Below are 421 nucleotides of genomic sequence, written 5' to 3'. Positions count from 1 at the left end.
TGTATTCACATATCGATAACATGACATAACTCATGCTGGGTTTCCCCATTCGGAAATCTCTGGATCAAAGCTTACTTACAGCTCCCCAAAGCATATCGTCGTTAGTAACGTCCTTCATCGGCTTCTAGTGCCAAGGCATCCACCGTGCGCCCTTAATAACTTAATCTATGTTTCCACCATTTTTATAAGTCAAACGCTCACATACGGCTTCGTTTTCATTATTTTAAATGCTCATTTACATAAGTAAACTCTGCTTTAAAATAATTTAACTCATTGTCTGCTAAACGTTTTCTTTTATAAACAGATTTAAACGCGTTATTAATCTTGTGAGTGTTCTTTCGAACACTAGCGATTATTTCTTATGAATTCAAGCTTATTTAAAACTCTTTATTCACTCCGTTTTGCTTGGTAAAATCTATAC

At 35.2% G+C, this 421-nt stretch carries 1 rRNA gene; it reads right to left on the bottom strand.

Annotated features, from left to right (window positions below):
* Positions 1-166, bottom strand: a 23S ribosomal RNA gene (locus I6F28_RS37190); the annotation flags it as partial.
* Between the last annotated feature and the right edge of the window lie 255 nt (positions 167-421).

This window comes from Bradyrhizobium sp. NBAIM14 (assembly GCF_020193895.1).
Lineage (GTDB): Bacteria > Pseudomonadota > Alphaproteobacteria > Rhizobiales > Xanthobacteraceae > Bradyrhizobium > Bradyrhizobium yuanmingense.
This window is presented reverse-complemented; position numbering and strand designations above follow the sequence as displayed.